General features: G+C 68.8%; 21 protein-coding genes. 17 read left to right on the top strand and 4 right to left on the bottom strand.

Annotated elements, in window-relative coordinates:
• Window positions 1-25: 25 nt before the first annotated feature.
• The 3 genes from ispG (at window position 26) to ACQUSX_RS03730 (ending at window position 2945) form a co-directional block, all read left to right on the top strand.
• The gene (gene ispG / locus ACQUSX_RS03740) at window positions 26-1177 is read left to right on the top strand and encodes a flavodoxin-dependent (E)-4-hydroxy-3-methylbut-2-enyl-diphosphate synthase (RefSeq protein WP_428905621.1); all 1152 of its coding nucleotides are present in this window, start codon (window positions 26-28) and stop codon (window positions 1175-1177) included.
• A 60-nt stretch (window positions 1178-1237) separates the two neighbouring features.
• A complete protein-coding gene (locus ACQUSX_RS03735) occupies window positions 1238-2104 on the top strand; it encodes a hypothetical protein (RefSeq protein WP_428905620.1) in 867 nt (288 codons plus the stop codon).
• 127 nt (window positions 2105-2231) lie between these two features.
• Window positions 2232-2945 carry an alpha/beta fold hydrolase gene (locus tag ACQUSX_RS03730; RefSeq protein WP_428905619.1) on the top strand — a complete coding sequence of 238 codons (714 nt, stop codon included), beginning with the start codon at window positions 2232-2234 and terminating at the stop codon, window positions 2943-2945.
• A 12-nt stretch (window positions 2946-2957) separates the two neighbouring features.
• Here ACQUSX_RS03730 and ACQUSX_RS03725 read toward each other — a convergent pair whose 3' ends face one another.
• Together ACQUSX_RS03725 and ACQUSX_RS03720 are read right to left on the bottom strand one after the other, a co-directional pair.
• Complete coding sequence (locus ACQUSX_RS03725; protein ID WP_428905618.1) at window positions 2958-3785, bottom strand: phosphotransferase; 828 nt, start codon at window positions 3783-3785, stop codon at window positions 2958-2960.
• A gap of 17 nt (window positions 3786-3802) precedes the next feature.
• Entirely contained in the window at window positions 3803-5221 is a 1419-nt protein-coding gene (locus tag ACQUSX_RS03720; RefSeq protein ID WP_428905617.1) for an RNB domain-containing ribonuclease, read from the bottom strand.
• Window positions 5222-5281: 60 nt separating this feature from the next.
• Here ACQUSX_RS03720 and ACQUSX_RS03715 point away from each other — a divergent pair, with 60 nt between their 5' ends.
• The 3 genes from ACQUSX_RS03715 to ACQUSX_RS03705 all read left to right on the top strand — a co-directional run bounded on the left by ACQUSX_RS03715 (window position 5282) and on the right by ACQUSX_RS03705 (window position 8952).
• Complete coding sequence (locus ACQUSX_RS03715) at window positions 5282-6052, top strand: isocitrate lyase/PEP mutase family protein (RefSeq protein ID WP_428905616.1); 771 nt, start codon at window positions 5282-5284, stop codon at window positions 6050-6052.
• 43 nt (window positions 6053-6095) lie between these two features.
• On the top strand, window positions 6096-7847 hold the full coding sequence (locus tag ACQUSX_RS03710) for a proline--tRNA ligase (RefSeq protein ID WP_428905615.1): 1752 nt from the start codon (window positions 6096-6098) through the stop codon (window positions 7845-7847).
• A gap of 70 nt (window positions 7848-7917) precedes the next feature.
• Window positions 7918-8952: an LOG family protein gene (locus tag ACQUSX_RS03705; protein WP_428905614.1), complete on the top strand. Its 1035-nt coding sequence runs from the start codon at window positions 7918-7920 to the stop codon at window positions 8950-8952.
• 11 nt (window positions 8953-8963) lie between these two features.
• Here the strand turns inward: ACQUSX_RS03705 and ACQUSX_RS03700 are convergent, their stop codons facing one another.
• Window positions 8964-10319: a flavin monoamine oxidase family protein gene (locus tag ACQUSX_RS03700; protein ID WP_428905613.1), complete on the bottom strand. Its 1356-nt coding sequence runs from the start codon at window positions 10317-10319 to the stop codon at window positions 8964-8966.
• A gap of 125 nt (window positions 10320-10444) precedes the next feature.
• On the opposite strand from ACQUSX_RS03700, the gene nusA reads away from it, so the two are divergent.
• The 4 genes from nusA to rbfA all read left to right on the top strand — a co-directional run bounded on the left by nusA (window position 10445) and on the right by rbfA (window position 15213).
• On the top strand, window positions 10445-11428 hold the full coding sequence (nusA, locus tag ACQUSX_RS03695) for a transcription termination factor NusA (RefSeq protein WP_428905612.1): 984 nt from the start codon (window positions 10445-10447) through the stop codon (window positions 11426-11428).
• A 60-nt stretch (window positions 11429-11488) separates the two neighbouring features.
• A complete protein-coding gene (locus ACQUSX_RS03690; protein ID WP_428905611.1) occupies window positions 11489-11761 on the top strand; it encodes a YlxR family protein in 273 nt (90 codons plus the stop codon).
• A gap of 94 nt (window positions 11762-11855) precedes the next feature.
• A complete protein-coding gene (gene infB / locus ACQUSX_RS03685) occupies window positions 11856-14651 on the top strand; it encodes a translation initiation factor IF-2 (protein ID WP_428905610.1) in 2796 nt (931 codons plus the stop codon).
• Between the two features lie 133 nt (window positions 14652-14784).
• Window positions 14785-15213, top strand: a complete 429-nt coding sequence (gene rbfA, locus ACQUSX_RS03680) for a 30S ribosome-binding factor RbfA (protein ID WP_428905609.1) — start codon at window positions 14785-14787, stop codon at window positions 15211-15213.
• A 79-nt stretch (window positions 15214-15292) separates the two neighbouring features.
• Here the strand turns inward: rbfA and ACQUSX_RS03675 are convergent, their stop codons facing one another.
• Window positions 15293-16189 carry an HhH-GPD family protein gene (locus tag ACQUSX_RS03675; protein WP_428905608.1) on the bottom strand — a complete coding sequence of 299 codons (897 nt, stop codon included), beginning with the start codon at window positions 16187-16189 and terminating at the stop codon, window positions 15293-15295.
• 37 nt (window positions 16190-16226) lie between these two features.
• Between ACQUSX_RS03675 and ACQUSX_RS03670 the strand changes: the two genes are divergently transcribed.
• The 7 genes from ACQUSX_RS03670 to ACQUSX_RS03640 all read left to right on the top strand — a co-directional run bounded on the left by ACQUSX_RS03670 (window position 16227) and on the right by ACQUSX_RS03640 (window position 23176).
• Window positions 16227-16889 (top strand): hypothetical protein, encoded by a 663-nt coding sequence (locus tag ACQUSX_RS03670; RefSeq protein ID WP_428905607.1) that lies wholly within the window; start codon window positions 16227-16229, stop codon window positions 16887-16889.
• Window positions 16890-16908: 19 nt separating this feature from the next.
• The gene (gene truB, locus ACQUSX_RS03665; protein ID WP_428905606.1) at window positions 16909-17802 is read left to right on the top strand and encodes a tRNA pseudouridine(55) synthase TruB; all 894 of its coding nucleotides are present in this window, start codon (window positions 16909-16911) and stop codon (window positions 17800-17802) included.
• Complete coding sequence (locus tag ACQUSX_RS03660; RefSeq protein ID WP_428905605.1) at window positions 17799-18167, top strand: hypothetical protein; 369 nt, start codon at window positions 17799-17801, stop codon at window positions 18165-18167. The genes truB and ACQUSX_RS03660 overlap by 4 nt, the downstream gene beginning before the upstream one ends.
• Before the next feature lie 44 nt (window positions 18168-18211).
• On the top strand, window positions 18212-18631 hold the full coding sequence (locus ACQUSX_RS03655; RefSeq protein WP_428905604.1) for a hypothetical protein: 420 nt from the start codon (window positions 18212-18214) through the stop codon (window positions 18629-18631).
• Window positions 18628-19572, top strand: coding sequence for a bifunctional riboflavin kinase/FAD synthetase (locus ACQUSX_RS03650; RefSeq protein ID WP_428905603.1), 945 nt, complete (start codon window positions 18628-18630; stop codon window positions 19570-19572). The genes ACQUSX_RS03655 and ACQUSX_RS03650 overlap by 4 nt, the downstream gene beginning before the upstream one ends.
• Window positions 19573-19773: 201 nt before the next feature.
• A complete protein-coding gene (locus ACQUSX_RS03645) occupies window positions 19774-21921 on the top strand; it encodes a DEAD/DEAH box helicase (RefSeq protein WP_428905602.1) in 2148 nt (715 codons plus the stop codon).
• A 226-nt stretch (window positions 21922-22147) separates the two neighbouring features.
• Window positions 22148-23176 carry a 6-phosphofructokinase gene (locus ACQUSX_RS03640; protein ID WP_428905601.1) on the top strand — a complete coding sequence of 343 codons (1029 nt, stop codon included), beginning with the start codon at window positions 22148-22150 and terminating at the stop codon, window positions 23174-23176.
• Window positions 23177-23258: the final 82 nt, after the last annotated feature.

The following is a 23258-nucleotide window of genomic DNA, read 5'->3' as shown; positions in this document are numbered from 1 at the left end:
AGCGCCGGCGTCGTAGGCTGGAGAGGTGCCCGCAGTGAATCTTGGGATGCCGCGCGTCCCCGAAGTCCTCGCCCCTCGCCGCAAGTCCCGCCAGATCCGGGTCGGCAAGGTGCTCGTCGGCGGCGACGCCCCCGTGAGCGTCCAGTCGATGACCACGACGAAGACCACCGACATCAACGGCACGCTGCAGCAGATCGCCGAGCTGACGGCATCCGGCTGCGAGATCGTGCGCGTGGCGGTGCCCTCGCAGGACGACGCGGATGTGCTGCACATCATCGCCAAGAAGAGCCAGATCCCGGTCATCGCCGACATCCACTTCCAGCCGAAGTACGTCTTCCAGGCGATCGACGCCGGCTGCGGTGCCGTCCGCGTCAACCCGGGCAACATCCGCAAGTTCGACGACCAGGTGGGTGCGATCGCCGCTGCGGCGAAGGCCGCCGGTGTGTCGCTGCGCATCGGCGTGAACGCCGGATCGCTCGATCCGCGCCTGCTGCAGAAGTACGGCAAGGCGACGCCGGAGGCGCTCGTCGAGAGCGCCGTCTGGGAGGCGTCGCTGTTCGAGGAGCACGACTTCCACGACTTCAAGATCTCGGTCAAGCACAACGACCCGGTCGTCATGGTCAAGGCCTACCGTCAGCTCGCCGAGCGCGGTGACTGGCCACTGCACCTGGGCGTCACTGAGGCGGGTCCCGCCTTCCAGGGCACGATAAAGAGCGCCACGGCGTTCGGCATCCTGCTGGGCGAGGGGATCGGCGACACGATCCGCGTCTCGCTGTCGGCACCCCCCGCAGAAGAGGTCAAGGTCGGGCACCAGATCCTGCAGTCGCTGAACCTGCGCGAGCGCAAGCTCGAGATCGTCTCGTGTCCGTCGTGCGGTCGCGCCCAGGTCGACGTCTACACCCTCGCGGACGACGTCACCGAGGGCCTGAAGGAACTGACGGTGCCGCTGCGGGTGGCAGTGATGGGCTGCGTCGTGAACGGCCCCGGCGAGGCGCGCGAGGCCGACCTCGGCGTCGCCTCCGGCAACGGCAAGGGCCAGATCTTCGTCAAGGGCGAGGTGATCAAGACCGTGCCCGAAGCCGACATCGTCAAGACGCTGATCGAAGAGGCGAACCGCATCGCCGCCGAGATGGGTGCGGACGCGCCGATCGGGACCGCCCAGGTCGTCACCGGCTGAGTTCGTCACCGGCTGAGTTCGTCACCAGCTGAGCCGCATTCGTCGCGTAGCGTTGGCAGCATGCAGTCGACGCGCGTCTCGTTCCCCGACGGTTCCATCACAGGCGAGGGCGAGGTGCTCCTGGTCGACCGGGAGGCATCCGTCGTCGTCGTGGATGCCACGCCGTTTCACCCGATCGATCACACCTGGCCGGATCAGCCGGGCGACTCCGGCACGATCAGCGCCGGAGCAGCGACGGCGAGGGTGGCGGAGGCTGTCATGGCGGCGGTGAGCGATGAAGGCGCACTGGCGGTCGGCACCGAGATCCCCGTCAAGCGCGGCGCGGAGGGCTGGACCTGGCTGGTCGGTCATCGGATCGAGGACGCGATTCCGGATGAGATCGCGGTGGGCGCGCGGGCGACGCTGGCTGTGGATGCTGGGCGCCGGGCCGCTCTGAGTCGCGGCCATACGGCCTGTCATCTGGCATCGCTGGCGCTGGATGCGGCGCTGGCGGATCTGTGGCGCAAGGAGATCGCGACGGACCCGCTGGGCAACCCGGACTTCGAGGGCCGTGCGAACCAGTCGAGTCGCATACACGCGGACGGCAGCGTTGACGAGTACCGGCTGGGCAAGAGCCTGCGCAAGGCCGGCTTCGACTCCGAGGGCTTTGCCGCGTCGCTGGCCGACCGCGAGGAGCGCATCAACGCGCGGCTGGCATCGTGGGTCGGCTCGGCCGGGGCGAGCCGCATCGATGTAGACGGACCGAGCATCATCGACCGCCGCACGTGGCGGTGCGAACTGCCCGAGGGGGCGGTCGGCTTCCTCTGCGGCGGAACGCACGTCGGCTCACTCGACGAGTTCTCGTCGATCTCGGTGTCGCTGGATCTCAGCGATCCGCAGCTGCTGGTGATGACCACGACGGCGACGCCCGCGGCATCCGATCACTGATCACACCGCGGGGTGCCCCGCCGCAACTCCGGAGATCCGCAGGATTTCGGGCGGTTCATCCCCGATTCGGTCTGGCCCCGGGCAGATCTCCGGAGTTATGGCGGGCACCGCGTGATTGACTGGCCGGATGCTCCTGCACGCGATCGAGACCGGAGAGGGCGGCCGCGTCGCCCTGCTGCTGCACGGAATGATGGGCTCAGCGGAGAGCTGGTGGCGCATCGCGCCGGCGCTGGAGCGAAACGGCTTCCGGGTCATCTCCCTCGATCTTCCCGGACACGGCATGTCTCCGCGGGATGCCGACTGCTCCATCGCCTCGGTGGCGGATGACGTCGTCGAGACCGTGCGATCTCTCGCACCGGGAGCGCGCATCGACGGCATCGGGCATTCGTACGGTGGGACAGTTCTGGCCGCCGTCGCCGAGCGGATGCAGATCGCGCGCGCGATCTACGTAGACACGGTGTGTGCGTTCGAGGGCGGCGAAGATCAGCAGGCGCTCGCCGCACAGTACGAGGCGGACCGTCGCAACCGAGCCGACCCCGCCTGGCTGCGCTCCAGTCGCCCGTTCTACAGCGAGACCGATGCCATCGTCGAGGCGCGCGCGGCCGGACGCTTCGACCCGATGACGGCGGCGTCGATCTCCTCCAGAGCGTCGGTCGAGCACCTCCCGGCACCCGGATCGATCCTGGTGCGCGCCGAGCCCAGCAGCTTCGTGACAGACGCCGATGCCGAGCGTCTCCGGGGACACGGCGTCGATGTCAGGGGCATCCGCGGCGCCGCGCACACCGTCTGGTACAGCCACTTCGACGAGTTCTGCGGAGTCCTTCCCGAGATGTTCGGCTGACAGAGCACCTGCTCAGAACGCGGTGAGCGCTTCCGCCAGCATCCGATGCCCCTGCGCTTCGAAGACCTCGTCGCTGACCTGGAACGCCCAGCACGCGGTGCCGACGGCTTCGCGCAGCGCCTCCATGCGTCGACGCTCCGGAACCCGAGGGTCCTCGCCGTACCCCTCGAAGAACGCCGACTCCAGATCCGGACGGCCACGCCACTGCCTGGCCGCGAGCCTGGTCAGATCGGTCGCTGCCGGTCGGAACGCGAAGCGCCCGAAATCGATGACGCGGACGGAGCCGCCGTCGATCAGCCAGTTGCGCGGCTGCCAGTCCCCGTGTGTCGGCACGACGTCAACGGGCGGAGCCGGGTCAGCCATGAGAATGCCGCGGGCGCGCGCCGCCGCCGCGGCATCCACCCTGTGCTCTCCGTCCAGCCACGCCACAGCGCGCGCGTTCGCTCGCGTCTCGTGCTCGGCATCGGTCCGCAGTGCCTGATCGTGCAGGCGCCGCAGCAGAGCGCCCGCCTGCGCGTAGGTGCTGGGATGCCCTTCGGCATCCGTTCCCTCGACAAGCACACCCGGCAGATACTCCAGCAGCAGCACCCGCTCGCGGGCATCCGAATCGATCAGTCGTGCTGCGTGTCCCGTCGCCACGAGCGGCCGCGTCCACCCGTCGTGCGCGTCGATCTCACGGCCGATGTGGTGATTCGTCTCGTCTCCCGCCTTCACCACGACGTCGCCGCCGCGGCCGCGCAGGTGCAGCACGATCGATGCGACGAGATTCCACGACATGTCGCGCACAGACTCGACGTCGCCCAGGTGCGCCTCCACCCACGCGGACTGCGCACGGCTCAACCGGCCACCATGCCCGCTCACGCGGCGAACTCGACCGCGCCCTTGGCGATGTCGGCGCTCACCAGTCGCAACGACACCGTCTCGCCCGGGATGGTCCCGGCAGGCACGGGAGCCGTCGCGGTCACCGCGGGTTCGGCCATCTGCACCGCCGCGCGTTCCTCGCCGCGCATCTCGATCACGGTCGCCTCTACCGTCTGACCGATCAGCGGCCGCAGCAGCGCCGCCTCCACCCGGTTGATCGTGTCGGCATTGAGCCGGGATGCCCGCTGACCTGACTGCTGCATGAGCTCCGGCAGCTCCGCCAGCGACTCCCGCGCCCATGACGGAGCTTCCCGACCGTTCGAGAGCGCCAGGCAGATCGCCAGCGACCAGCGGTCGACGAGCCGCCGCAGGGGAGCGGTGGCATGGGCGTACGGCGCGGCGATCGCGGCCTGCTGGATGTCATCCGGCACGCTCCCGTCGAAGGTGACGTAACCCGCACCGCGGAACAGGGACGCCGCGGCCTCCAGCACCGGCAGCGTCAGGGAGTCGGCGCGGTCGAGGCTGCGCAGATACTCGCCGTATCCGCCCTCGGCCCACGGACGCCCGAGCGCTTCGGTCTGGTGACGGAACCGCGCGAAGGCCTGTTCGTCGGGCGCCGGCATCGTGCGCAGCACGCCGACCTCGGCATCCACCATCAGCTCGGCCGCGGCCATCCCGGTCATCAGCGAGAGCTGTGCGTTCCAGTCCTCGACCGGCAGCGGCTGACGGCGCTCGATCACATAAGTGCCGTCCTCCTTCTGCACGACCTCCTCATCGGGCAGGTTCAGGCTCGCGCCGCCGCGGGTGGACTCCTGTGCCTGGCGCAGGAGTCCCACCTCGCGCAGCAGGGCGATCGGACCCTCCTCACCCCGGTCCAGCGCAGCCTGCGCGGTGACATAGTCGAGCTGCGCACGCGACCGGATCAGCGCCCGCTCCAGGCGGAACTGCGAGACGAGGCCGCCGTGGTCCAAGCTGAACGTCCACACCAGCGCGGGCCGCTCGACGTCCGGCAGCAGCGATGCGCGGTTCTCCGAGAGCACGCGCGGATGCAGGGGGATGCTGCCATCTGCCAGATACAGGGTCTGGCCGCGCAGGCGCGCCTCGGCATCCACCGCGCCACCCGGCCTCACGAACGACGGAACATCGGCGATCGCATACCGCACCCGGAAGCCGTTCCCGGCGCGTTCGAGGTGGAAAGCCTGATCCAGGTCCTTCGAGCCCGCGGGGTCGAGCGTGACGAACGGCACCTCGCGCAGGTCGAGCTCGGGCTCCGGCGCGCTCGCCGCCTCGGCTTCGGCCAGAGCTTCTGCTGAGAATTCGGTCGGCGCATCGATCTCGACGCGCAGCTCGGCGAGAGCTGCAGCGAGGTCACTCTGCGCGGCTGAAGGGGCGACGTGCGATCGGCGCTGAGGCATGCTCCCACCCTACGCAGGGTCCGCGGCCCCGCACTCCGTGCCGCGCAGTACCGTGGAGTCATGACGAACGCAGACAAGGCACGCACGCTGGTCGGACTGTACGAGGCGCCGGAGATCCTCCGAGTCGTCAACATCTGGGACGTCGTCTCAGCGAAGGCCGTCGCCGCGCTCCCCGAGACGCGCGCACTGGCCACCGCCGGGCACTCGATCGCCGCCACCTTCGGGTATCCGGACGGGCAGATCCCGCGGGAGATCATGATCGACATGGTGGGCCGCATCGCGGCATCCGTCGACCTGCCGGTCTCCGCCGATCTCGACGACGGCTACGGCGACGCGGGGGAGACGACCCGTCTCGCGATCGGCGCCGGCATCGTCGGCGCGAACATCGAGGACCGTCTGAAGCCGCTCGCGGAGTCGGTCGCGCAGGTCGAGGCGATCGTCAGGGCCGCCGAGGCGGAAGGGGTTCCCTTCGCGCTCAACGCGCGCACGGATGCCATCGTGCGCGGCGGTGACAAGCCGCTCGACGACAAGCTCGCGGATGCGGTCGAGCGAGGTCGCGCGTTCCTCGACGCCGGCGCCACGGCCGTGTTCGTGCCGGGTGTGCTCGACGCCGACGCGACGCGCGCGCTCGTGGAGGGGATCGGCGTGAACAAGGTCAGCGTGATCGGCCTGCCCGGCGCGCTCGCCGCAGCCGAGTATGAGGCGCTCGGCGTCAGCCGCATCTCGTACGGCCCGGTCACGCAGCGCGTCGCACTGACCCGGCTGCAGGACCTGGCGACCGACCTGTACGCGAACGGCGTGATCCCGGAGGACACTCGCGCGCTGAACTGACACCGCGGCAAGGGCGGGTGGGCGCGGTCACTAGAATCATCTCGTGGTCACTCGTCTATCGAAATTCTTCCTCCGCACGCTCCGTGAAGACCCGGCAGGCGCCGAGGTCGCCAGTCACAAGCTGCTGATCCGCGCCGGCTACATCCGGCCGCAGGCGGCCGGCATCTTCGCCTGGCTGCCACTGGGTCTGCGGGTGAAGTCCAAGATCGAGGCGGTCGTCCGCGAAGAGATGAACGCGGCGGGGGCGCAGGAGGTGCACTTCCCGGCTCTCATGCCGCGCGAGCCGTACGAGGTTACCGGTCGCTGGGAGGAGTACGGCGACCTGCTGTTCCGTCTGCAGGACCGCAAGGGCGGCGACTACCTGCTCGCCCCGACCCACGAAGAGGCATTCACGCTGTTGGTGAAGGACCTGTACTCGTCGTACAAGGATCTGCCGCTGTCGATCTATCAGATCCAGGACAAGTACCGCGACGAGGCGCGCCCCCGCGCCGGCCTGCTGCGCGGCCGCGAGTTCACGATGAAGGACGCCTACTCGTTCGACTCCTCGGACGAGGGGCTCGACGCGAGCTACCAGGCACAGCGCGACGCGTACGAGCGCATCTTCCAGCGCCTCGGCCTGGAGTACGTCATCGTGCAGGCGGATGCCGGTGCGATGGGCGGCTCCCGCAGCGAGGAGTTCCTGCACCCGACGCCCGTCGGCGAGGACACGTTCGTGCGCAGCGAGGGCGGCTACGCGGCCAACGTCGAGGCCTACACGACCACGCCCCCGGCCGCCGTCGACTGGGACGACGCCGCAGAGGCGACCGTCTTCGACTCGCCCGACACTCCGACCATCGAGACGCTCGTCGCTCACTCCAACGCCGTGCTCGACGGCGACTATACCGCCGCCGACACGCTGAAGAACGTCGTGCTCGCCCTCATCCACCTCGACGGCACGCGCGAGCTCGTCATCGTCGGCATCCCCGGCGACCGCGATGTCGACATGAAGCGCGCCGAAGTGGCCTTCGCGCCGGCAGAGGTCGAGCCCGCCACGGACGCCGACTTCGAGCGGAACCCGCTGCTCGTGCGCGGCTACATCGGGCCGTGGTCCGCGACGGGCGCCGTCCTCGGCGAGGAGTCCGCGACCGGCATCCGCTACCTGGTCGACCCGCGCGTGGCTGACGGCACCCGCTGGATCACGGGCGCCAACATCGACCAGAAGCACGCGCACACGGTCGTCGCCGGGCGCGACTTCGTCGCAGACGGCACCGCCGAGATCGCCAGCGTCCGCGACGGGGACCCGGCGCCGGACGGGTCGGGACCTGTCACGATCGCGCGCGGCATGGAGATCGGGCACGTCTTCCAGCTCGGACGCAAGTACGCCGAGGCGCTGGGACTGAAGGTGCTCGACGAGAACGGCAAGCTCGTGACCGTGACAATGGGCTCGTACGGCATCGGCGTGACGCGCATCCTCGCGATCATCGCCGAGCTGAACAACGACGACAAGGGCATCATCTGGCCCGCATCCGTCGCGCCGTTCGACGTGCACGTCGTCGCCGCCGGACGAGACCAGGTCGCCTTCGACGTCGCTGAGGACATCGCCGCGCAGCTGGAGGCCGCACGCCTCGAGGTGCTCTACGACGACCGTGTGAAGGTGTCGCCAGGAGTGAAGTTCGGCGACGCCGAGCTCGTCGGCGTCCCCAAGATCGTCATCGTCGGCCGCGGCGCAGCCGACGGCCAGGTCGAGCTGTGGGATCGTCGCACGGGCGAGCGCGAGACCGTATCGGCGGCGGATGCCGTCGCGCGCCTGAGCTGATCCGCTCCGGCGCAGGACTCGCCCGCCGCGGTCGCGTCCTGCCCGTGACGGGCTGTGACAGGCTGAGAGCATGACCGATGCCTCTGTCACCGACGATCTGCGCCGCGAGATCACCGAACTCCTCGATCTCGTCGGCATCCGTGCCGAACGCGGATTGATCACGCGGATGCTGGAGACGTCGCTGCTGCTCGGCGTGGAGAACACCGAGCGGCTCAACCTCAAGATCGCCTCGTCGGCGCTGCGTGAGATGCACGAGGCGTTCCGGCTCTTCCAGCCCTTCCACGGTGTGCCCAAGGTGACCGTCTTCGGATCCGCGCGCACCGGCCACGACGATCCACTGTACGTGCACGCCCGCGACGTCGCCGCGGCGCTCGCCGAGGACGGCTGGATGGTGGTGACGGGAGCCGGCCCCGGGATCATGCAGGCGGCGGCTGAGGGCGCCGGTTCGAAGATGTCGCTCGGTGTGTCGATCCGGCTGCCGTTCGAAGAGGCGGCCAACACGATCATCACCGAGAGCGAACAGGTCGTCGCGATGAAGTACTTCTTCACGCGCAAGCTGATGCTCATCAAGGAGTCGCAGGGCTTCATCTGCCTCCCCGGCGGCTTCGGCACCATGGATGAGATGTTCGAACTGCTCACACTGCAGCAGACCGGCAAGGCCGAGCCGATGCCCATCGTGCTACTGGACGAACCGGGCGGCGGATTCTGGACGGGCCTGAAGACCTACGTGGACGAGCAGCTCGTGCCCGCGGGAGTCATCTCGCCCGGTGACATGGACCGCGTGCTGATCACCGACTCCGTCACCGAGGCGGCAGCGAGCGTCACGGGGTTCTGGCGGAACTACGACTCCCTGCGCTGGGTCGGCGACCGCCTGGTGCTGAGGCTGGTGCATGAGCCGACGGATGCCGAGATCGAGAGCCTGAACGAGCGATTCTCCGGCATGTGCTCACACGGACGCATCGAGCGCATCGAGGCGTTGGGTGCGGAGCGCACCGACGGGGATGTCGTCGACCTGCCGCGACTCGCCATGTATCTCGAGCAGCGCAGCGTCGGCTCGCTGTTCGCGCTGATCCGCGCCATCAACGAACTCCCGTCCGCAGGCTGAGCTCGTCGAGCTCAGCGACTCTGCGTCCTCTCCCGCGCGACGATCCCGGCTGCGAAAGCGGGGAGATCCACGCGGCGACCGAGTACGCGCTCCGCCGCCCGATGCCCTGAGCAGTACGCGGCTCCGACCGTCGCCGGCTCCTGACCCCAGGTGGCCTCGCCGGCGAAGTGCAGCACGCCGTCGACCGGCCCGGAGGACGCGTCGTGATCGCGATGGGACGCGCCGGTCGGCAGATGCGAGTACGAACCGGCTGAGAAGGGATCATCGCCCCAGTTCGTCACCCACTGGGCGATCGGCTGCGCCACCGCATCCCCGTACAGGTTCCGCAGCGCGAGCAGCACGTCCGCGACCACCTCGTCCTCGGTCAGCTGCTGCATATGCCGCCCCAGGGGGCCGGCGGCGAAGGTCAGCAGCGTCGGAATCCCGCTGATCGCCGAGACGTCGTACCAGGAGTGCCATCGTTCCCCGGCCTCGCCGAGCGCGCGGATCAGATAGCTGCCCTCCGGCCAGAACCGCTCGGGGAACTGCAGGAAGATCTTGTTGAACACGCCCACGCCCAGCCGCGCGATGGGTCCGGCGACTTCGTCCGGCAGCGGAGGATCGAACGCGATCGAACCGCCCTTGAGCACGCCGAGCGGCACCGTGACGACGACGGATGCCGCCGAATACTCGCCTCGGGTCGTCGTCACCCTCACTCCGCTCGCCGAGCGGCTCACCCGCGTCACGATCTCACCGAAGCGGATGTCCAGCCCGGCGGCGATGCGAGCGGGGATCTCGTCGTAACCGCGCCGGAAGATCACTTCGTCGCCGTCGATGCCGTCCTCGTCGAGACCGTGGGCATCGAGGTCGCCGATCCAGGCGCCGCACTGCTCCTCGACGCGGTGACGGAAGAACTCCCGGATCTCGTCGATACGCTCGGCGTCGAGACCGGATGCGTCCAGTGCGCGCTCGGTGACGTCCGCATACGTCTCGCCGGGGAATGATCGCGCGATCACATCCACGAGCATCCGGTCGACGGCTTCGGCGTCCGCGATCCACTGCGCGCTCGCCGCGGCGCTCATCAGAGCGCCGTCGCCATCGAAGTGGGTCATCATGCGACCACCGACCTGAAAGCTTCCGACGGTGTACTCCAGAGTCGGGATGCCGAGCACCCGCACGAGGTCCCACAGCGGAGAGTCTTCGATGCCGTGCACCCACGACGCGCCGAGGTCGGCGGGGAACCCGCACGTGCGGTCGGTGTGCATGCGACCGCCGACCCGATCCCGGCCCTCCAGCACGACGACGCGCATCCCCGCGTCGCCCAGCATTCGAGCGCAGGTCACGCCGGCCATGCCCGCGCCGATGACGATCGTGTCGTGAGGCTCCATGTCGCACAGTATGCGGGCAGGCGGATGGTCCCGTCCAGCATCGTCGACGCCCGTGGTTTCGGCTATTCTGTTCTGATGCCCGTGGAGCGTTCTCGCACGGGGAGAGCTGAATAGGGAGGCCGCTGATGGACATCGAACTCGCACTGCTGCGCGGAATCGAGAAGGAGAAGGCGATCCCCTTCGATGAGCTGGTGTCGATCATCGAGCAGGCGATCCTGACTGCATACGGCAAGCACGTCTCGCCCGACGGCGCCATCCCCGAGGGCGTGCGCGTCGAACTGGACCGCAAGAGCGGTCACGTCGCCGTGATGCAGCCGGTGCGCGACGAAGAGGGCGCGATCATCGGCGAGGAGGAGACGACTCCCGAGGACTTCGGGCGCATCGCCGCCTACGCGGCCAAGCAGGTCATCAGCCAGCGGCTGCGCGACATCGCGGACGACGCCGTGCTCGGAGAGTTCCGCGGCAAGGAGGGCGACATCGTCGCCGGCGTCATCCAGCAGGGCCCGAACCCGCGCATGATCCACGTGGACCTCGGCACCGTCGAGGCGATTCTTCCGCCCGAAGAGCAGGTGCCGGGCGAGGAGTACACGCACGGCAAGCGGCTTCGCGTGTACGTGACGAGCGTGGCCAAGGGCATGAAAGGCCCGGCCATCACCGTCTCGCGCACCCACCCGGGCCTTGTGCGCAAGCTGTTCGCTCTCGAGGTGCCGGAGATCGCCGGCGGTCTCGTCGAGATCGTCTCGCTCGCCCGTGAGGCCGGTCACCGCACCAAGATCGCGGTCAAGGCCAACGACCCCTCGGTGAACGCCAAGGGATCGTGCATCGGCGAGATGGGTCGCCGCGTGCGGGCCGTCACCGAGGAGCTGGCGGGGGAAAAGATCGACATCGTCGACCATCACCCCGACCTCGCCACCTTCGTCGCCAACGCGCTCTCACCCGCGAAGGTCACCTCGTCCTTCGTGCTGGATGCCAGCATCAAGGCGGTCCGCGCGCTCGTCCCCGACTACCAGCTGTCGCTGGCGATCGGCAAGGAGGGCCAGAACGCCCGCCTGGCGGCCAAGCTCACCGGCGCCAAGATCGACATCCAGCCCGACAGCGTGATGGAGTGACGCCACGCCGAACGCTCATCATCGGTGAGCCGGGTTCGGACGATCACGGCGAGGTGTAAGATGGAACCTGTACGAACGTGTGTCGGTTGCCGCGATCGTGCCTCTCGAACCGCCCTGGTCAGGGTGGCTGTGCAAAACGATGAGCTCGTCTTCGACGAGCGAGCCGTTCTGCCCGGGAGAGGTGCATGGCTGCATCCGACTCCTGAATGTCTCGAAGCCGCGCTGCGGCGACGGGCATTCGCACGAGCACTTCGCGTTCCGGCGTCCATCGGGTTCCCCGAGGCGGCGGACGTGCAGACCATCGAACGACATCGTCCGAGAAACAAAGGCTGAACGGCTATGGAAACAAAGTGAACGGCTCGAAATGAGACCCGTCCGCGACTAGTGGTCTGCCCTGCCTGGGCGGACCGACCCAGACAGGAGAATTGTGGCTGCCAAACCACGTGTGCATGAGATCGCCGCTGAACTCGGCGTCGACAGCAAGTTCGCACTCGCGAAGCTCAAGGAGCTCGGCGAGTTCGTGAAGAGCCCGTCCTCGACGGTCGAGCCTCCGGTGGCGCGCAAGCTGCGCGCCGCGATCGAGGCCGATCCGGCGGCGAAGGCCGAGAAGGCCGAAACCAAGCCTGCGGCGAAGTCCGAGGCCAAGACCGCAGCAAAGGGCGGTGCGGCGCCGAAGGCGCCGACCCCCGGTCCCAAGCCCGGACCGGCCAAGAAGGCCACCGATGCGCCTGCGGCTGAGCCGACGGCTCCGGAGACCCCGGCGTCCGCAAAGGCGGAGACGCCGCAGAGCGAGGGCGTCGCCCCGAAGCCCGGTGCAGGTGCGCCGAAGCCCGGTGGCAACGCGCCCAAGCCCGGCGGAAGCGCCCCCCGATCCGGTGGTGCTCCCAGCCCCGGCGCGCCTCGCCCCGGAAACAACCCGTTCTCGTCCGCTCAGGGTATGGGCGCACGCCCGGCAGGACCCCGGCCGGGAAACAACCCCTTCGCTTCGCAGCAGGGCATGGGCCAGCGACCGACGCCGGGGAACATCCCGCGTCCGCAGGCTCCGAGCCCCGGCTCGCCCCGCGTCGGCGCTCCGCGCCCCGGTCGTCCCGGTGGCGCCCGCGGCGGTCAGGGCGGTCGTCCCGGTGCACCGTTCCAGCAGCGCACCGGCGGCCCCGGTCGTCCCGGCGGCGGCGGTCCCGGTGCTGGTGCCGGCGGCCCCGGTGCACGTCCCGGTGGCGGTTTCGCCGGTCGTCCCGGCGGCGGCGGCGGTCGCGGTCGCGGCCCCGGTGGCGGTACCGCAGGTGCCTTCGGCAAGGGCGGCGGCAAGAGCAAGCAGCGCAAGTCGCGGCGGGCGAAGCGGCAGGAATTCGAGATGCGGTCGGCGCCGGTCGTCGGCGGCGTCAACGTCTCGAAGGGCAACGGCGAGACGATCCGTCTTCGTCGCGGTGCGTCGATCGCCGACTTCGCCGACAAGCTCGAGGCGCTGCGCGGCTACACCGTGCAGCCCGGAACGCTCGTCACGATCCTCTTCAACCTCGGCGAGATGGCCACGGCCACCGAGTCGCTGGACGAGGCGACCTTCGAGGTCCTCGGTGAAGAGCTCGGCTACAAGATCCAGATGGTCTCGCCCGAGGACGAGGACAAGGAGCTCCTCGAGGGCTTCGGCCTGAACCTCGAGCAGGAGCTCGCGGAAGAGGACGAGGACGACCTCGAGATCCGTCCCCCGGTCGTCACCGTGATGGGCCACGTCGACCACGGTAAGACCCGACTGCTCGACGCGATCCGTCAGACGAACGTCATCGAGGGTGAGGCCGGCGGCATCACCCAGCACATCGGTGCGTACCAGATCTGGACCGAGCACGACGGCATCGAGCGTGCCGTGACCTTCATCGACACCCCCGGTCACGAGGCGTTCACCGCCATGCGCGCCCGCGGTGCACAGGTCACGGATATCGCGATCCTGGTGGTCGCGGCCGACGACGGCATCATGCCGCAGACGGTCGAGGCGCTCAACCACGCTCAGGCGGCCGGTGTGCCGGTCGTCGTCGCGGTCAACAAGGTCGACAAGCCCGAGGCCAACCCGGCCAAGGTCCGTCAGCAGCTGACCGAGTACGGCCTGGTCGCGGAGGAGTACGGCGGAGAGGTCATGTTCGTCGACGTCTCGGCTCGTGCCGGCACCGGCATCCAGGAACTGCTCGACGCGGTTCTGCTCACCGCTGACGCCGGTCTCGACCTCACCGCGAACCCCAACAAGGATGCACGCGGTGTGGCCATCGAGGCGAAGCTCGACAAGGGTCGCGGTTCGGTCGCCACCGTGCTGATCCAGTCCGGAACGCTGCGCGTCGGCGACTCGATCGTCGCGGGCACGGCGTACGGTCGCGTCCGGGCGATGCTCGACGAGAACGGCGAGTCGGTCGAAGAGGCCGCGCCGTCGCGTCCGGTCCAGGTGCAGGGTCTGAACTCGGTCCCGCGCGCCGGTGACGTCTTCATCGTCACCGATGAGGACCGCATGGCACGCCAGATCGCCGAGAAGCGTGAGGCCGTCGAGCGCAACGCCCTGCTGGCCAAGGCCCGCAAGCGCATCTCGCTCGAGGACTTCACCCGTGCTCTCGAAGAGGGCAAGGTCGAGACGCTCAACCTCATCATCAAGGGTGACGTCTCGGGTGCCGTCGAGGCGCTCGAGGAGTCGCTGCTCAAGATCGAGGTCGATGACTCCGTCCAGCTGCGGATCATCCACCGCGGTGTCGGTGCGATCACCGAGTCGGATGTGAACCTGGCGACGATCGACAATGCGATCATCGTGGGCTTCAACGTCCGCCCGGACACGAAGGCCCGCGAGGCCGCATCCCGAGAGGGTGTCGACGTTCGGTTCTACTCGGTGATCTACTCCGCGATCGACGAGATCGAGAACTCGCTCAAGGGCATGCTCAAGCCCGAGTTCGAAGAGGTCCAGTCGGGTGTGGCAGAGATCCGCGAGGTGTTCCGCTCCTCGAAGTTCGGCAACATCGCCGGTGTCATCGTCCGTTCGGGAACGATCACGCGCAACGCCAAGGCGCGCGTCATCCGCGACGGCGTGGTGCTCGCCGATGGCCTGGCCATCGAGTCGCTGCGCCGATTCAAGGACGACGTCACCGAGGTCCGCACGGACTTCGAGGCGGGTATCGGCCTCGGCAAGTACAACGACATCCAGGTCGGCGACGAGATCGAGACCACGGAAATGGTCGAGAAGCCTCGCGGCTGACATCTGGTGCTGCTTCGGCGGCCGACTTCTCCTCCTTCGCAGAGTGGGGCCCCTACCCCAATGCTCAGGACGAGAAGCCGGCCGCCTGCGCGGTTCTCAGCAGAACATCGCTCGGAAGGTATAGGAATAAGGCATGGCTGGAGAACGACAGGCACGACTCGCGGATCGCATCCGCGTCATCCTCGCCGAGCGTCTCGAGAAGGGGCTGCGCGACCCGCGGCTCGGGTTCGTGACGATCACAGACGTCCGCGTCTCGGGCGACCTTCAGCACGCCTCCGTGTTCTACACGGTGCTCGGCACTGATGAGGAGCGCGTCGCCAGCGGTGCGGCGCTCACCTCGGCCACCGGCCTGCTGCGCAAGGAGGTCGGACGACAGCTCAACGTGCGCCTGGTGCCGACGCTGGAGTTCATCCCGGACGCGCTTCCGGAGAATGCCGGGCACATCGCCGACCTGCTGCGCGAGGCGCGCGAGCGCGACGCAGAGGTGGCGAAGCTCGCATCCTCGGCCACCCACGCCGGGGAGGCCGACCCGTACCGTCGCGACGACGAGCCCGAAGCCTGATCACAGTCGGGACTGATCGCAGCCGCTGAGATCAGCGAGGCCTGAGATCAGCGAGGCCTGAGATCAGCGAGGCCTGAGATCAGCGAGGCAGCGCGAGCATGCCCTCCGATGCCTCGATGAGACCGTCGGCGATGAGGGAGTCGATCGCTCGATCGCGCTGGACGGCATCCGCCCACGCCGTGGCGATCTCCTCGGCTGCCATGCGATGCCCCGGCGCACCGCGCAGCATCCGCAGCACCGTGCCGCGCACCTGACGATCCGACCCCTCGTAACGGGCCTGACGTCGACGCCGGTCGCCGGTGTCGGGCCGCCCCGCCGTCAGCCACGCGCACGAGGCCGCGATCGGGCACGCCTCGCACTTCGGCGCTCGCGCCGTGCACACCACGGCGCCGAGCTCCATCATGGCGGCGTTGAACACTGCGGATTCCTCGACGTCGTCCGGCAGCAGGTTCGACATCCGCTCCAGGTCGCGCGCCGAGGGCGGATCGGGCTGAGAGCGCGCATCGACGGCCCTCGTGATCACCCGTCGCGTGTTCGTGTCGACGACCGGGTGGCGGTCGCCATAGTGGAAGACCGCCACTGCCCGCGCCGTGTAATCTCCGATTCCGGACAGAGCCAGCAGCGCTGTCACGTCCCGCGGCACGACGCCGCCGTGCTGCTCGACGACCTGCGCCGCGGCGCGATGCAGCCACAGCGCGCGGCGCGGATACCCGAGATTCGCCCACTGGTGCACCACCTCGGCGGGCGTCGCCTTCGCCATCTCGGCGGGGGAGGGCCACCGCGTCAGCCATGCCTCGAGGTGCGGGATCACGCGCGCCACCGGGGTCTGCTGCAGCATGAACTCGCTGACCAGCGTTCCCCACGCGCCGTACCGATCGGCGAACTCGGCGCGCCGCCAGGGCAGATCCCGCGCGCTGCGCGCGTACCATTCCCTGAGATCGAAGCGCCATGCGAGGGGGATCGTCGGCGCGGGCATCATGCCAGCCTATTGGGCCTGAATCGGAGGGAGCGTCATGAACGGGAATTCGAAGAGGAACGCCGCGAGACTGCGCGGCACGGCGATGGTCGGCGCCGCACTGTTGGCCGTGGTGCTCACGGGCTGCGCGAGTGACTCGACAGCGCCCGGCGGGACGCCGGAGCCATCGCTCACATCGGCAGCACCCGTCGAGTCGGCGACGCCGACATACACTGCGACGCCGACAGCGGATGCCGGGGACCCCGCGGGCTGGACCGTGAGCGAGACCGGCGTGGGGCCGATCGAGCTGGGCGCTGAATTCGAAGAGGCGCGCGCCGAGGTCCCGGCGTGGACCGTCGAGGACGCATGCTCGTGGACGGCGTTCTGGAACGACCCGGACGGCACGGTGACGGCCTACTTCGCGGAGGACAGTGAGGCACCTGACGGTGTCGCCACGATCGATGTGGCCGCGCTCACAGACGCGGTCGTCCCGGAGGACGCGCCGCGCACCGCTGAGGGCATCGGGCTCGGATCCACGAGCGAACAGGTGCATGCCGCCTACCCCGATGCGGTCGAGCAGACGGCGACGGTCGGTGACGCCACGCTGCTGCGCGTGGGTGAGCCGGGCACGATCTTCTTCACCTTCCAGGCGGGCTCCGACGTCGTGTCCGCCGTCACGGTGACCTCACGGGACGAGCCGCCCTACGAGGTGTGCGGCTGACGCACTCTAAGCTGGAGGGATGGTCTCGCCCGCAATCCTGCTCGTCGACAAGCCCGGCGGGCTGACGAGTCACGACGTGGTCGCCCGCACGCGGCGCGCGTTCGGCACCCGCAAGGTCGGTCACGCCGGCACGCTCGATCCGATGGCGACCGGCCTTCTCGTGATCGGGATCGAGGGCGCCACCAGACTGCTGACCTACATCGTCGGCGCCGACAAGACATACACCGCGACGATCCGGCTCGGAGTCGGATCCACCACCGACGATGCCGAGGGCGAGCTGCTCGAGCAGGCGCCCGCGGATGCCATCGCAGCGGTCGGCGCCGAGCGGATCGCACACGAGATCGCAGCATTGACCGGCGCCATCTCGCAGGTGCCGAGCTCCGTCTCGGCGATTAAAGTCGACGGCAGACGCGCCTACGACCGGGTGCGCGCCGGGGAAGAGGTCGCTCTCGCGGCGCGCCGGGTGACCGTCACGCGCTTCGAGATCCTGGAACGTCGCGACAGCGCGAGCGCCATCGACCTCGACGTCGTCATCGACTGCTCCTCCGGCACGTACATCCGCGCGCTCGCTCGCGATCTCGGCGCGGCACTCGGCATCGGAGGGCACCTGACGGCGCTGCGCCGCACACGGGTCGGCGGCTTCGACGTGACGGATGCCGTCGCAGTCGACGCCCTCGCCGGAGCCCCGACATTGACCGCCGCCGCCGCGGCGGCCCGAACCATGCCCGTGCTGAACGTCTCCGCGGACGAGGCGAGGGACCTGCGCCACGGCAAGCGGCTGCACGGACAGGCCACCCGCCTGACGGCATCCGAAGTCGCGGCGGTCGACCCGGACGGAGAACTCGTCGGGGTCGTCGAGACGCGAGGCTCTGACATCAAGAGCGCAATGAATATGCCGGAGGTGCAGGGATGATCCTGTGGTTCACCGTCGTCCAGATCGCCGTCGCGTGCGCGGCCGGCCTGTTCTGTCTGATCGCCGGCTTCGCCGGCCGGCGACCCAGTGATTACACCGTCGGCAGCCTGGTGCTGGTCGAGGTGCTCCTGCTCGCGCAGGTCGTCATCGGGATCGTCGCCCCGCTGACCGGAAACCCGCCCACTGGCGACCTGCTGGAGTTCTGGGTCTACCTGATCGCCGCCGTGCTGCTGCCACTCGGCGGGATCGCCTGGGCGCTGCTGGAGCGCGGCAGATGGAGCACCGTCGTGCTCGGGGTCGTCGCGATCTCGCTCGCCATCATGCTGTGGCGGATGCAGATGATCTGGACCGTGCAGGTCGCGTGAGCCCGAAATCGACCTCGCTCGACGCGGATAGAATGGACGACGCCATGTCCCACACCGTTTCGCGCGCCCGAATGACGGGCATCGGCCGCGTTCTCGTCATCGTCTATGCCGTGATGGCGATCGGCGCCACAGGTCGCAGCTTCGTGCAGATCGTCCGCAGGTTCGAAGAGGCGCCGCTGGCGTACTCGCTCTCCGCCACGGCCGCGGTCGTCTACATCCTTGCGACCCTCGCGCTCATCCTCGCGGACCGGCCGGGCTGGTACCGGATGGCGTGGATCGCCATCGTCTTCGAGCTCTCCGGCGTCATCGTCGTCGGCGCGCTGAGCTTCCTCGCCCCGTCTCTGTTCGCGCACGACAGCGTGTGGTCGTACTTCGGCATGGGGTACGTCTTCATCCCGCTCGTGCTGCCCGTCTTCGGGATCTGGTGGCTGGTGAAGAACCGCCCGGAGAGGGTCCGGGCATGATCGTCTTCCGTGACCCTGCGGAAGTGCCGGCAGACTTCGGGCGGACCGTCGTCGCTATCGGCAAATTCGACGGTGTGCACGTCGGCCACCGAGCCGTCATCTGGAAGGTCCGCGAGGACGCGCAGGCGATCGGCGCCCGTGCCGTCGCCGTCACCTTCGACCGAAACCCGCTCGAGGTGCTGCGCCCGGAGCTGTGTCCCGAGAACGTCGTGGCCGTCGATCGCAAGCTCGAGCTGCTCGGTGAGCTCGAGCTGGATGCGACCCTGGTGCTCACCTTCGATCGCGAGCTCGCATCCGTTCCGGCAGAGGACTTCGTGCGCACCATCCTCGTCGATTCGCTGCATGTCACCACCGTGCTGGTCGGGCGGGACTTCCGCTTTGGCCGCGGTGGTGCAGGGACTCCGGATCTGCTGCGCGAGCTCGGCCCGAAGTACGACTTCACCGTGGACGTCGTCGACGATGTGTTCCCCGAGGGTGAAGGTCGTCGCGTATCGTCGACCTGGATCCGGGAACTGCTGGCGGAGGGCGACGTCGTCCGGGCCGCCAAGGTGCTGGGGCGACCGGTCACCGTCGCAGGTGCGGTCGTGCACGGCCTTAAGCGCGGCCGCGAGCTCGGCTTCCCGACCGCGAACCTCTCCGAGATGGTCGACTCGCTGGTTCCCGCCGACGGCGTCTACGCCGGGTGGCTCGTCGACCACGACACGGGCATCCGGCATCCGGCGGCCATCTCGGTGGGGACGAACCCCACCTTCGACGACGTCGAGCGCCGCCAGGTCGAGGCGCACGTCCTCGACGAGGCGGGCCTCGACCTCTACGGCCACCACGTCACGGTCGAGTTCAGCGATCATCTGCGCGGCATGGTCGCCTTCGAGGGCATGGAAGCGCTCACCGCGCAGATCGCAGCCGACGTCACCGAGGCACGCATCCGTCTCGGTCTCTGAGTCCGTTCCGGCCCGACATGGCGTCGCATCTGTCGGCATCCGGGCCGGATGCTCTAAACTCGGTGTAGGTGCAACGGCTGCCGCGCTGCGCGCGCACGTCGTGAACCGCCCGTCCGCACGGTCCTGGCTCGCGCCACACGCGGATCACAGTATCGAACCGAAGGCCCCTTCGGCGCTTCGGCACTCACGCTCAGGAGGAGCATGCCGACCACGGCAACCGCCGCATCGCGGCGAAAGAAGACGTCTCGTCGCGACGAAGAGGCGCCGCTGATCCCGATCCTCGCGCGCAAGGTCCGCGAGATCGAGGCGAAGGCCCAGCGAGCGAAGCTGGGCCCCACCAACCGCGTCAAGTTCCAGGTGATCGCATTCCTCGTCCGCGAGGAGCGGGCCAGGGTGAAGGCCGACGACGAGCTGACGGATGCGGCCCGCGCCGAGCTGCTCAAGCGGCTCGACGGCGTGGCCACGATCCTGGCGAAGACCGCGGCTCGGGACACGTCCTTGATCCAGCTGCTGGAGGCTGACCAGGCCACCTCGCCCGTGGCGAAGAGGATGCGACGCGACTGGCTGCTGGAGTCGGGTGCCGAGCTCGCCCCGGAAGAGCTCGTCATCACCGACATCGCCCCCGTGCGTGCGCCGGTGGTCCCCGCGGCTCTCGCGGAGAAGCAGGTCACGCCGCCGTCCGTCGAGTCGCGCCAGCTCGCGAACCCGTTCCTCGCTCCCGATCTGACCCCCCGTGCCGAGGCTGTGCCGCGGCGTCGTCTGGATGGCTGGGAGCTGATGGGTCCGCTGTACAAGGCGTTCGAATCGGGCGCCGGCGGGGGAGCGGCGACCATGGATCTTCCGCCAACCCCCGAGTACGACCACATCTCGCCGAAGGGCCGCGAGGTGATGGTGCACCAGTCGCGCTTCGTCGAGTCGGTTCGCGCCGGGCATCGCAGCTTCCTGCTGGCGGATGAACCGGGCCTGGGCAAGACCGCGCAGTCGGTGCTCGCGGCATCCGTCGCCGAGGCCTATCCGCTGCTGGTCGTGGTGCCGAACGTCGTGAAGATGAACTGGGCGCGCGAGGTCGAGCGCTGGACGCCGCAGCGTCGCGCCACGGTCATCCAGGGCGATGGCGCCGACATCGACGCCTTCGCGGACGTATTCATCGTGAACTACGAGATCCTCGACCGCCATTTGTCGTGGCTGAGCTCGATCGGCCTGAAGGGCATGGTCGTCGACGAGGCGCACTTCATCAAGAACCTCTCGTCGCAGCGTTCGCAGAATGTGCTGGCGCTGGCGACGCGCATCCGCGAGCGCGAGCGCGACCCGCTGATGCTCGCCCTCACCGGCACCCCGCTGATCAATGACGTGGAGGACTTCGACGCGATCTGGCGCTTCCTCGGCTGGACGAACGGCGAGAAGCCCGGCCCCGAGCTGATGGAGAAGCTGGATGCCACCGGGCTGACGCCCGCCGACAAGTCCTTCTACGCCGAGGCCCGCGAGGCCGTCATCTCGATGGGCATCGTGCGGCGCAAGAAGAAGGATGTCGCGGCGGACCTTCCCGACAAGCTCGTCGCCGACCTTCCGGTGCAGCTCGATGACGAGTTCGGTCGCAGCATCCGCCAGGCCGAGCGCGAGCTGGGCGAGCGGATGGCTGCGAAGTACCGGCGCATCGTCGAAGCCCGCACCGCGACGCATGGATCGACGGCCCCCGCAGGCGAGATCGATGACGACATCGTGCGTCTGGTGGCGCACAACGAACTCGAGGAATCGAAGGCTGCCGGCACCGGCGGAGACAACGTCTTCACCATGGTGCGCAAGATCGGGCAGGCCAAGGCGCTGCTCGCCGCCGACTACGCCGCTCAGCTGCAGCGATCGGTGCAGAAGGTGGTCTTCTTCGCCAAGCACGTCGACGTCATGGACCAGGCCGAGGCGCACTTCGCGGCTGCCGGGATCACCGCTGTCTCGATCCGCGGCGACCAGACGACGCCGGCTCGCCAGCAGGCGATCGACTCCTTCAACAACGACCCCGAGGTCGGCATCGCGGTGTGTTCGCTCACCGCGGCCGGGGTCGGAGTCAACCTGCAGGTCGCCTCGAACGTCGTGCTCGCAGAACTGAGCTGGACCGCCGCGGAGCAGACGCAGGCGATCGACCGCGTGCACCGCATCGGTCAGGATGAGCCCGTCACCGCGTGGCGGATCATCGCGGCGCACACGCTCGACACGAAGATCGCCGAGCTGATCGACCAGAAGCAGGGTCTCGCGGCACGCGCGCTCGATGGTGAGGCCGCTGAGCAGGAGCCGAGCGAGTCAGTGCAGATGGCCGCCCTGATGCACCTGCTGCGTGAGGCGCTCGGCGCAGCCTGAATCGTCGCACCACGCGAAGGGGGCGTTAAGAACTGAGGTTCTTGACGCCCTCTTTTGCGCTTCATGGCATCCGGTGGTCAAGTTTCCAAGATCGACGGAGTCGGAGGAGCAAGATCAGCGGTTTTCGTCGGGCGTGGAATGGCATCCGATGCTGTTCCGCACTAGTGTCGAAACAGGCAGCGTCGCCTCTTCTCCTTTCCGTCCCTCACAGCATGAAGGCAGCAGCATGAAGATCGGCATCCTCACCAGCGGCGGCGACTGCCCCGGCCTGAACGCGGTCATCCGCGGCATCGTGCTCAAGGGCACCACGAACTACGACCTCGAGTTCGTCGGCATCCGCGACGGGTGGCGCGGTGTGGTCGACGGCGACTTCTTCCCGCTCACCAGGCACGAGGTGAAGGGCCTGTCTAAGGTCGGCGGCACGATCCTCGGCACGAGCCGCACCAACCCCTACGAGGGTGCGCGCGGCGGCGCCGAGAACATCGCCAAGACGCTGGCGGCTCACGGCATCGACGGCATCGTCGCGATCGGCGGTGAGGGCACGCTGGCTGCAGCCGACCGGCTGGCGAAAGACGGCATCAACGTTCTCGGCGTGCCGAAGACCATCGACAACGATCTGCGCGCGACCGACTACTCGTTCGGCTTCGACACCGCCGTCAATATCGCCACCGACGCGATGGACAGGCTGCGCACCACCGGCGACTCGCACCAGCGCTGCATGGTCGCCGAGGTCATGGGGCGCCACGTCGGCTGGATCGCGCTGCACGCGGGGATGGCCGCCGGCGCGCACGTCATCTGCATCCCCGAGGTGCCGATGTCGATGGATGAGATCTGCGATCTCGTCACGAGCGCTCACGATCGCGGCCGCGCCCCGCTTGTCGTCGTCTCGGAGGGCTTCACGCTCACGGGCATGGAAGAGGCGTACAGCGACAAGGGCATGGATGCCTTCAACCGCCCGCGCCTCGGCGGCATCAGCGAGGTGCTGGCACCCGAGATCGAGCGCCGCACCGGCATCGAGACCCGCTCGACAGTGCTCGGCCACATCCAGCGCGGCGGTTCGCCGTCCGGCTTCGACCGGGTGCTCGCGACGCGGCTGGGCCTCAACGCCGCCGATGCCCTGGTCGACGGCGCCTGGGGGCAGATGGTCGCCATGCGGGGGACGGACATCGTTCGCGTGCCGTTCGCCGAGGCCCTCGGCGAGCTGAACACGGTGCCGCTGGCCCGCTATGAAGAGGCCTCCGCCCTCTTCGGCTGAGCCGGTCGCTCTGGCGGCTTGGCCGCCGTCCGGCGGCCCAGTTCGGCGTTCGACATCAGGCGATTCGACGAGCGCAGGCTCG

The organism is Microbacterium alcoholitolerans, from assembly GCF_050408615.1.
Classification (GTDB): Bacteria; Actinomycetota; Actinomycetes; order Actinomycetales; family Microbacteriaceae; genus Microbacterium.
The sequence above is the reverse complement of the archived record's forward strand: the minus strand, read 5'-3'. Positions and strand labels throughout refer to the sequence as shown.